The sequence below is a fragment of the uncultured Legionella sp. genome (genome assembly GCF_937871865.1).
Lineage (GTDB): Bacteria > Pseudomonadota > Gammaproteobacteria > Legionellales > Legionellaceae > Legionella.
Genome location: NZ_CALMPD010000248.1, coordinates 18112 through 28002, shown reverse-complemented (window position 1 = coordinate 28002; position 9891 = coordinate 18112). Strand labels below are relative to the sequence as shown.

Sequence of the window (9891 nt, the reverse complement as noted above, 5' to 3'; positions counted from 1 at the left end):
GCCCTAAGGCTACCAGGGACTACTCGCCCTAGCCTTCGGCTATCCATGGCTCGCAACGGGAGAGTTATTAACCATTTCATTCTCCATATTTTTTGACTTTTTATTTTCGGAAATATAGTGATTCCCTGGCTTAGCAGAATGCTTCAGAGAATTGGCGTGTTTCTGGGGTGTTTTTTGCCTTCTTCACGAGTTTTTTTTGATTTACCGCATCACAGACATCTTTAGTCTCTTTAGTACCAGGTGATGTTTCACATATATTTTTAATGTTTTCAATCTCAGGACGATCTTTTTTTGCATTCATTGACTCCTCCATGATCATTACCTGCCCATATATAGTTATAGCACATTCAGGAAGAAAAAAAATTTAATGCAGATAACAGATGGTTCATCCCCATGGATTGCGTCACTGCAAGTAAGTTAAAGATTTTGGCCTGGATGACGTACTTTGCTTAACGCCGGTGATGGTTGGCATGGTGAGGTTTTAATAGATTGATTCTTCATTTCTCCCTGAAACCAAACGGCCCGAGCCGATCAAATAAAAACCCGTTAGATTCAAATACAAATACAAAGAGCATTTTTAGATCACACAAATTATAGACAAATGATTGATTTTTAGTAACCATTCAGCACATTATTTTTCTAATTAAAGAGGCTAGACTATGTATTTAACCAAAACAAGAAAATTGATTATTTTCTTTTCCATTTTTTTATCGTTATTTCAATTCAGTTATGCTGACAAAGCCCCCAATAAAACCGATGGTGATACTGCAATTCAAAATGCTATTTTATTTTATATTAATGAATACAGACAACAACACGGGCTTACGCCATTAAAAATGGACAACCGCATTGTAAAAGAAGCAAAGCAACATTCCATGGATATGGCAACTCACAAAATGGGATTTGGTCATAAATATTTCCACCAGCGTATAGACCGATTACATAGCCAAATTAAAGATTCTAATGCAGGCGCTGAAAATGTGGCTTATAACTATAAAGATGCTCAGGATGTTGTGAAAAATTGGTTACGAAGCCCTGGCCACAAACGAAATATTGATGGTAACTACAATCTGACCGGTATTGGAATTGCGCGAGATAAACACGGTAAAATCTATTTCACCCAAATATTTTTAAAGACGGGGACAGGTAAAAAATACGCGACAAGAAGACCATTTCAAAGCCTGTTTAATAAATCACTATTTCATCGAAATGCTTAACCTTCTTCGACTTTAGCTATTTATATGAATCCCCATGCATGTTCAGAAGCCCGACAAAGGAGACTATTTGTAGTCCTGGACATCGCGATAATATCTATTCAAAGAAATAGTTAGAGTCGATGAACTTTAGAATATTGTTTAAAAACAAAAGGATGAATCAACACTCAGGAACACTTAACGAAATCTTTGCAAAAAACACCTGTTAACAAGTGGAATAAACAGAAATACTGGCCTATTATAGAATCATAGGCGGTACACATTGTTCAGCCAATATCACAACATTGGAAGCCAGATTGAGAATGTGGTGAGCAAGCTTAGCAAGACTAAGAAGCCAAAAGCATTCCGGAGGAATCCACCTAGTGACCCAGGACTGTAAGCAATCTTGCTGTCTATAACCACTTTCAATAAAACGGGGCGTATTGTATATGCCCTTTTTTATTCCTATATTATAGCTCCAAACCGTGCATTTACTGATGCATGCAAAATTTAGACCCAATCTTCATTGACAATTTATCCAGTAGCAAACTATCCTAATTTACAACAGGAAAGTTTATACAATAGGTAAAAAGGATTTCTCATGATGATCGCAGCATTATTGGAAACAGGGAATGAAACTCGTGTAGCAATTACTCCCCACTCAGCAAAGCAATTGATAAAGTTGGGATTTGAAGTAGCTATTGAAAAAAATTCCGGACTGGCCTCAGACTTCTCAAATGAAGAATATCAACTTGCGGGAGTTCAGGTAATTGATAATAAAAAACAGTTACTGAAACAAACAAATATCTTACTTTGTGTCAGCGAACCTAATCCAAAAGATTTGGATGGATTACCACCAAACTCGTTACTCGTTGGCCCCATTGATAATGAGCCCGATGGAGAGCTTATCCAACGGTGCCAGAAGAAGAAAATAAATTTATTCTCTATGAATTTAATTCCCCGAATCAGCCGCGCTCAAAGCATGGATAGCTTGTCATCACAAGCGAACCTGGCAGGATATAGAGCTGTTCTCGAAGCTGTAACCCAATACCATCGCGTCATTCCTATGATGATGACTGCAGCAGGTATGATACAACCCTCAAAAGTATTAATCCTGGGAGCTGGTGTAGCTGGATTACAAGCCATTGCAACAGCCAAACGCCTAGGTGCAGTAGTATATGCCTTTGATGTAAGACGGGCAGCTAAAGAACAAGTTGAAAGCCTAGGTGCTGAATTCATCGAAGTAAGTATGGAACAGGATAGTGAAACAGCAGGTGGATATGCATCTGAAACCAGCGATGAATATAAAAAATTACAAGCAGAATTAATTGATCAATACGCTCGAATGGCAGATATAGTCATCACAACGGCATTAATACCGGGTCGTAAGGCGCCAATTCTGCTTTCCAAAAAAACCATTGAACAAATGAAACCCGGCTCAATCATTGTTGATCTTGCTACATCAAGAGGTGGAAACTGTGAAGTGAGCGTGCCTGAAGAAATCATAATGCATGGTGAAATCAAAGTAATAGGACTAAGCAACATGGCAGGCCTTGTGCCCAGCACCGCGAGTGAGCTTTATGCGAATAATCTGGTACATTTAATTAATTTATTGGCTTCCCATCCTCCCGAAATATCATTTAATCCTGATGATGAAATCATTCAACAGTCTGTGCTTTGCTATGACGGCAACTATTTTCCATTCAAAGTGTCTAAGGAGAATCAAAATGCATGAAGTTCATTCACTGGGGAATCCTTACATCACCATACTGACGATTTTCGTTTTGGCTTGTTTTGTTGGTTATTACGTCGTATGGAAAGTAACGCCCGCCCTGCACACCCCGCTGATGTCTGTGACCAATGCCATATCCAGTATTATCATTTTGGGTGCCCTGATTGCAGCAGGAAGCGAGTTGACTGGCTCCATTACCTGGTTAGGAGGTCTGGCAATATTCATTACCTCCATTAATATTTTTGGTGGATTCGTTGTAACTCAACGCATGCTTCGCATGTATAAAAAATAATGACCTAAGGATGGAATCAACAATGAATTCAATTGTTCCCCTATTTTATTTATTAGCAGCTGTATGCTTTATTCTTGCCTTAAAAGGTTTAGCTAGTCCTGCCACCTCAAGAAGAGGAAATCTCCTTGGAATATTAGGTATGACGCTTGCCGTAGGCTCTACCCTAATGATGCCTGATATTTTCCATCATTATTTACTGCTTGGTTTGATTGTCGCTGGCGGAATCGTCGGTACTTTTATTGCTCTAAAAATCAATATGACTGCTATTCCGCAATTAGTAGCAGCCTTTCATTCGTTAGTAGGTATGGGGGCTGTATTAGTAGCCTTTTGTGCCTTCTTATCCCCTGAATCTTTTCACATTGGCAGTCCAGGAGCAATAGCGACAGCGAGTCTTGTTGAAATGAGTTTGGGGTTAATCATTGGCGCCATTACGTTTTCGGGCTCTATCATTGCCTTTTTAAAATTACAAGGCATTATGTCTGGAGTACCAGTACGCTTTATGGGACAAAGCTATTTAAATCTGATTATTGCTTTATCCATTTTGGGTTTCTTTATCGTCTTTTTAATGAATCAAAGCCTGTGCCTTTTTATTGTGCTGGCTGGCTTGGCCTTCCTAATTGGTGTTTTATTAATCATTCCAATTGGCGGAGCAGATATGCCCGTTGTAATCTCCATGCTGAATTCATATTCAGGCTGGGCTGCTGCTGGAATAGGATTTACACTAAGTAATGATTTGTTGGTTATTACTGGTGCCCTTGTTGGGGCAAGTGGAGCGATATTAAGTTACATCATGTGTGTTGGTATGAATCGTTCTATATTCAATGTCATTTTTGGCGGAATAAGTACAGCTGGCTCAGCAACTCAGGTTCATGCAGGAGATGAATCCAGAAATGTAAGACAAGCCAATGGAGAAGACGCTGCATTTCTATTGAGTAATGCCAAGGATGTAATTATTGTTCCTGGTTACGGTATGGCCGTGGCTCATGCTCAACATGCCGTAAAAGAACTGGTAGATGCTCTTGAGGCACGTTCGATAAAAGTGAGATTTGCCATTCATCCAGTTGCAGGTCGTATGCCCGGTCACATGAACGTGTTACTCGCAGAAGCCAATATTCCATATGATCTCGTTTTTGAGCAAAGCGAAATTAATAGAGATTTTGCTGCCTGTGATGTTGCATTGGTTATTGGTGCAAATGACATCACCAACCCGGCCGCCAAAACAGATCCAAACTCACCTATTTATGGAATGCCTGTATTAGAAGTAGAAAAAGCTAAAACAGTGTTATTTGTTAAACGAGGAATGTCTTCAGGATATGCTGGAGTAGAGAACAATCTATTTTTTCACGATAATACTTACATGCTATTTGGTGATGCAAAGACCATGATTGAATCCATATCAAAAGCTTTGGAAGAAATATAGTCCAATAAATTGATTAATAATTAGGGGCTGAGTAGAACCATAAGCAGCCCCTGCTAATGTTTATGGTTAGTTTGAACGTATACAAATGCCCATCCCTGCGACCTAAAGCTCACAACGGTACCTCCCCAGATTCAGAAGATCCTTCGCTATACTTAGGATGGCGTACTGGAATGGCAGCGCGAAGATGGAATGACGGATCTTCTTAAAATGCAATAAAAACGCTCCCTGTGACACGTCCAATAAACCCTGTTCTGCTCAAATCCCGCGCGAAAATGCCGTTTAGTTTGCCATGTAAGCAAAATAAATGTATCTTAGCCCGTTAAATTTTCACATTGGAGCTTTCTATGCTACGAAAAATTGGCTTTTCCCTATTATGCGCAGCTGTAACTTTAAGTACTAACGTGTATTCAACAACTCATAGTCTGCAACCTGGCTTATCACTAGAATACATTTTAGCCCCAAATAAACCAGAAACATTTATTAATTATATGTATTGGGAAATTGAAGCTAATTGTAAAATTACGACCGAAGACGAAGGCAACGAATTATTAGCTGAAGCGTTAGCTAAAAAAGGCAAAGTAAATGGAGTTACCTTAACCAAGGGCGAGTCAATGCACGTTATTGTTCACCATGGTGAAATTCTGAAAATCAGCGCAGAATCCGGAGCCAAAGTAAGAATTACCAATCTGGGACAACATGCTATTAAAGCAACGTGTTCAACCTAAACATCAATCATGCACAAGTTAAGTAAACAGAATCACTTAATATGCATCAATGATATAGCAATCCTGGGTTACAGTTCCGCTAAAACCCAGGTATCAATTCATTAAGACATGATACTGAACATCTCAATCCGAATTATCGCGACTTCGCACTGAAGGCCTCGTTTGCGTCACTATGCCCCCAAAATTCATTTTAATATGTTGATTCGAAATAATTTTTTTGATGCTTATCTCTGAGCACCCAAAAAATGACATCAATTTAATGAATTTTGTGCCACATACTCCCCCTCTCTCTAACTCTCTCCCCAAGGGGCGAGAGGACAGACGGACTTCGAAAAGGTATGTTTCTTAACTTGAGGGCCTTGATCGTTCACAGGGTACGTAAATTTTGTCATTACGAGCCTTAGCGAATAACCCAGAACGATGTTTCGTTAAAACGACGTATTAGGTTGCTTCACTTTGTTCGTAATGACAACTCTTTTTTATTTAATTTGAATAAATTACCTATCTGATGCACACTTACTTTCGGGCTGGGTCGCCCGCAAAAACGGGCCATCATACAGCGATATTCAAGCTCCAGACAGAACAAGATGGATGAACACCGAGGCGCTTTTTCCTGCATTACGCAATGTTAATCCCTTACTTAACGACAGTAGCTCATGCCACAAGGCGCCATAGCTGACCTAATGTTCTCTTGTTGCGTGGAACTTTATCTTAGGATAACGTTCTTCTGCCATCATCAGATTGACTCGTGTAGGAGCAAGATACATTAACGTGTCGCTACCGTCCAAAGCTAAATAATCATAAGCTTTATCACGGAATTCGCTCAATGCTTTCTCATCCTCGGCATAAACCCAGCGAGCACAAGACACGCTGACTGATTCATAAATACAATCCACTTTATATTCATGCTTTAGGCGATGAGCAACAACATCAAATTGTAGAACACCCACAGCACCTAGAATCAATTGATTACTGTTTAACGGCCTGAATACCTGAGTTGCTCCCTCTTCCGATAATTCGATCAATCCCTTCAGCAATGCCTTACTTTTTAAGGGATCTCTTAAACGTACCAGCCGGAATAACTCTGGAGCAAAATTAGGAATGCCCGTGAATTTAAGCGCCTCACCTTGAGTAAACGTATCACCGATACGGATGGTGCCATGGTTATGTAAACCAATAATATCACCTGATAAAGCAATTTCTGTATGAGAACGATCACCTGCCATAAACGTTAAAGCATTGGCAATTTGGACTTCTTTACCTATACGCAGATGACTCAGTTTCATTCCTTTTTTATAAGTTCCGGAACAAACCCGCAGAAAAGCAATTCTATCTCGATGTTTAGGATCCATATTCGCCTGAATTTTGAATACGAATCCAGAAAATGCTTCTTCATGTGGCTCAACAGTTCGCTCCTGAGTTGCTCTTGGCTGAGGGCCTGGTGCGTATTGAACAAAATCATCCAGCAATTCTTTAATACCAAAATTATTAATAGCAGAACCAAAGTATACCGGTGTCATTTTGCCTGCTAAATAGGCTTCCAGATTAAACTCATGGGAAGCCCCTTTTACCAACTCAATTTCGTCGCGAAGTTCTTCCGCGCTCTCACCCAGCAACTCATCCAATTGAGGGTTATCCAATCCCTTAATTTGTACTGCTTCTTGCTTCTGAGCATTTTTTCCGTGTTGGTAAAGATAGACTATATCTTCATAACGGTGATAAATTCCTTTAAATCGTTTGCCCATGCCTACAGGCCAGGTAATTGGTGCACACTGAATGCCTAATACAGATTCTACCTCATCAAGCAAATCAATAGGCTCGCGTCCTTCACGGTCAAGCTTATTGATAAAGGTCATAATAGGTGTATCACGGAGTCGACAGACTTCCATCAATTTGACAGTTCTATCCTCAACCCCTTTGGCCACGTCAATAACCATCAAAGCAGAATCAACGGCAGTCAAAGTACGATAGGTGTCTTCAGAGAAGTCTTCATGGCCTGGAGTATCCAGCAGATTCATCACATGCTCATTATGGACAAATTGCATTACCGAGGTAGTAATGGAAATACCTCTCTCCTTTTCCATCTCCATCCAATCAGAAGTAGCATGTCGGTCTGCTTTACGCCCTTTAACTGTTCCTGCTAACTGAATGGCACCTCCAAACAGCAACAATTTTTCAGTAACCGTGGTCTTACCCGCATCGGGGTGAGAAATAATGGCAAATGTACGCCGTTTGTTAAAGTCTTGATAGAAATCAGACATAAATCTCTCTATATAAATATATTTCGAATACTTAGGTGAATTCTAAGGGAAATGCTGGAAACTAACAATTTTTTCGGCACTTTATGCTTAAATTGTTACAAAAAACATTGATAATTAATAATTCAATCTGAATATCCCTCTGTGGCGAATTAAATTCAATCATGTATACTCAAATACAGGTCCTTTCAAAAACAAGGCTAAAATGGAGTTAAAATAGCTAAAATCTATTCCTTGTTCATGGGTACCTTAAATTAAAGGATTTAATTTAGAAAATAATAAGGAGTTTGCCATGAGACTTAACTACTTCATTGCCCCCCTTGCATTGTTCCCCTTGTGCTCGTTTGGTCAAACTGAACACTTGAATAATCTATCTCAATTATCAAAGAATCCAGTAACAGAGAATACAATTGAAAAATCATACTCTAGCAGCTCAGAAGGTCTGAATCACCTCCAATTATTTACCAGAAATACTGATTATCCAACACAAATTATCCGCACGTCCAGCGCCATGAAAGGCCAGGAGTTAACGTGTGAACAAGTAAATGAAGTAATTGAAGAAAAAATTATACGCTATATCACGTCTGATAAGTTCGCCTATCAAACATACATTCAATGTACCTTTAATCCCGATACTCATTACGCAACACAATTCCAAATCACCAGTTATTTTGATCCGGTTAATGACGATGCAATCAATTATTTGAAGGCTTATCTTTCTGCCAATAATGGTTCTGATTTTTTGGGTACAAAATTAAATATTGAATCAGCAAAAGGCTTAATAGTTACAATAAACATTTCCGCAGGAATGAAGAAAAATCCGAAAAAACCACCCTTTATAGAATATAAACAGGATCGCCGCAGTTTCTTCTTTAAAAATAATTATGAAATGAATAAAGTTCTATTCACGGATATTTATCAAAATTTTTATTCCAATGAGCCGAATAAAATCCTTCCATTTCTTGATCGATGGTTGTTTGCACATGCAGGAACTTTATATAAAGCCGTTTTACGCGATTCTAATTTTGCAGAACTGCAACCAGAACAAATCTTTCTGATGGAAGATGGAGAAAAAATATTTGTTTCCGGCTTAAAATACCATTTCGCGCATAACTGTTCACAATATGACAATCATCGTTGCCTTATTTCTGGCATTTGATGAACATTTTGGCTTACATCACATGATAAAATGTAAGCCAATAACTCCGCAAAATTTAGACGACTATCAACTCCAACCCTGAATGAAACCGCTCAAAATAATTCATAATCATGCTATCACTTACTAAATCCAGGCGTGATGGCTTCCAATTCGGTTTTTTATCCTTAATGATCAATAATGATCTGACCCCTTCATAAAAATCACTATCACGCATAAAATGAGCGACCAAATCGAAATCCATTTTTAAACATTCAGCCAGAGAAATCCCTTTCGCTTTCTGTAATTGAGTTAAGGTAACCTTAAGGCTTAAAGGAGATTTCTGCATTAGAGTATTATAAACCCCCTCAGCCCATATTCCATCACGCTTCATCAAAGAATCAACAATAAGATCAACTGTCGGCTGAGAGAAACAAACATCAATTAACGGTTTAATCTGACTCACTTCATTGTCAGGTGTAAAGGTATATTCTTTAATGCATTGATCTACACGATTATAAGCATCTTCAGACAAATCAGTATGAATCAATAGATCAAGCAAAGCATTCATTTCTTTGGAAGGTACAATATATTTAATTAGCTTCGCCTTCAATGCATCCTGCGCCCCAATTCGATTCCCAGTTAAACCCAAATAAATCCCCAGAGCCCCGGGACAGCGAGTCAACAAATGGCTGGCACCAATATCAGGGAAAAAACCAATCCCGGTCTCGGGCATGGCAAATACAAACTGCTCTGTAGCTACGGCATGACTGCCATGGAGAGAAACACCAACCCCTCCCCCCATAGTAATGCCATCCATTAAGGCGATATAAGGTTTACCCAGAGTATGAATGTAATGGTTCAATCGATACTCATGCCAAAAAAACTGCATTTGCTCTGAATGCTCACTTCGACCAGAATTATAAAGCCAACGCACGTCCCCGCCAGCACAAAACGCATTACCGGGAACAGCACGAATTACCACTGCCTTTATCGAGCAGTCCTCCTTCCAGAGTTCCAGCTGCTCTTGCATGGCTTGAATCATCGGCAAGGAAAGAGCATTTAAAGCACCAGGTCTATTTAAGGTAATTAAGCCAATTTGACCTTCCTGGGTAAACAATACATCTTCAAACATT

At 39.3% G+C, this 9891-nt stretch carries 9 protein-coding genes; 6 read left to right on the top strand and 3 right to left on the bottom strand.

From position 1 onward, the window contains the following. Positions 1–130 precede the first annotated feature (130 nt). The gene (locus Q0495_RS13265; protein ID WP_298627130.1) at positions 131–301 is read right to left on the bottom strand and encodes a hypothetical protein; all 171 of its coding nucleotides are present in this window, start codon (positions 299–301) and stop codon (positions 131–133) included. A 358-nt stretch (positions 302–659) separates the two neighbouring features. On the opposite strand from Q0495_RS13265, the gene Q0495_RS13260 reads away from it, so the two are divergent. The 5 genes from Q0495_RS13260 (at position 660) to Q0495_RS13240 (ending at position 5362) form a co-directional block, all read left to right on the top strand. Next, positions 660–1217 carry a CAP domain-containing protein gene (locus Q0495_RS13260; protein WP_298627128.1) on the top strand — a complete coding sequence of 186 codons (558 nt, stop codon included), beginning with the start codon at positions 660–662 and terminating at the stop codon, positions 1215–1217. 577 nt (positions 1218–1794) lie between these two features. Further along, complete coding sequence (locus Q0495_RS13255) at positions 1795–2928, top strand: Re/Si-specific NAD(P)(+) transhydrogenase subunit alpha (protein WP_298627126.1); 1134 nt, start codon at positions 1795–1797, stop codon at positions 2926–2928. Next, a complete protein-coding gene (locus Q0495_RS13250) occupies positions 2921–3217 on the top strand; it encodes a proton-translocating transhydrogenase family protein (RefSeq protein ID WP_298627124.1) in 297 nt (98 codons plus the stop codon). The genes Q0495_RS13255 and Q0495_RS13250 overlap by 8 nt, the downstream gene beginning before the upstream one ends. A gap of 22 nt (positions 3218–3239) precedes the next feature. Next, positions 3240–4637 carry an NAD(P)(+) transhydrogenase (Re/Si-specific) subunit beta gene (locus tag Q0495_RS13245; RefSeq protein WP_298627122.1) on the top strand — a complete coding sequence of 466 codons (1398 nt, stop codon included), beginning with the start codon at positions 3240–3242 and terminating at the stop codon, positions 4635–4637. Positions 4638–4981: 344 nt separating this feature from the next. Beyond that, entirely contained in the window at positions 4982–5362 is a 381-nt protein-coding gene (locus tag Q0495_RS13240; protein ID WP_298627120.1) for a hypothetical protein, read from the top strand. A gap of 680 nt (positions 5363–6042) precedes the next feature. Here the strand turns inward: Q0495_RS13240 and Q0495_RS13235 are convergent. Then, a complete protein-coding gene (locus tag Q0495_RS13235) occupies positions 6043–7623 on the bottom strand; it encodes a peptide chain release factor 3 (protein ID WP_298627118.1) in 1581 nt (526 codons plus the stop codon). Positions 7624–7912: 289 nt separating this feature from the next. Here Q0495_RS13235 and Q0495_RS13230 point away from each other — a divergent pair, with 289 nt between their 5' ends. Beyond that, positions 7913–8779, top strand: coding sequence for an Lpg0189 family type II secretion system effector (locus Q0495_RS13230; protein ID WP_298627116.1), 867 nt, complete (start codon positions 7913–7915; stop codon positions 8777–8779). A 55-nt stretch (positions 8780–8834) separates the two neighbouring features. On the opposite strand, the gene Q0495_RS13225 is transcribed toward Q0495_RS13230, so the two are convergent. Then, a complete protein-coding gene (locus Q0495_RS13225) occupies positions 8835–9890 on the bottom strand; it encodes an enoyl-CoA hydratase/isomerase family protein (RefSeq protein WP_298627115.1) in 1056 nt (351 codons plus the stop codon). Position 9891: the final 1 nt, after the last annotated feature.

Excerpts from the sequence above, each read along its gene's own strand:
- Q0495_RS13235 (WP_298627118.1), bottom strand. The coding sequence starts at position 7,623 with ATGTCTGATTTCTATCAAGACTTTAACAAACGGCGTACATTTGCCATT.
- Q0495_RS13245 (WP_298627122.1), top strand. The coding sequence starts at position 3,240 with ATGAATTCAATTGTTCCCCTATTTTATTTATTAGCAGCTGTATGCTTT.
- Q0495_RS13260 (WP_298627128.1), top strand. The coding sequence starts at position 660 with ATGTATTTAACCAAAACAAGAAAATTGATTATTTTCTTTTCCATTTTT.
- Q0495_RS13230 (WP_298627116.1), top strand. The coding sequence starts at position 7,913 with ATGAGACTTAACTACTTCATTGCCCCCCTTGCATTGTTCCCCTTGTGC.
- Q0495_RS13250 (WP_298627124.1), top strand. The coding sequence starts at position 2,921 with ATGCATGAAGTTCATTCACTGGGGAATCCTTACATCACCATACTGACG.
- Q0495_RS13240 (WP_298627120.1), top strand. The coding sequence starts at position 4,982 with ATGCTACGAAAAATTGGCTTTTCCCTATTATGCGCAGCTGTAACTTTA.
- Q0495_RS13265 (WP_298627130.1), bottom strand. The coding sequence starts at position 301 with ATGAATGCAAAAAAAGATCGTCCTGAGATTGAAAACATTAAAAATATA.
- Q0495_RS13255 (WP_298627126.1), top strand. The coding sequence starts at position 1,795 with ATGATGATCGCAGCATTATTGGAAACAGGGAATGAAACTCGTGTAGCA.
- Q0495_RS13225 (WP_298627115.1), bottom strand. The coding sequence starts at position 9,890 with ATGTTTGAAGATGTATTGTTTACCCAGGAAGGTCAAATTGGCTTAATT.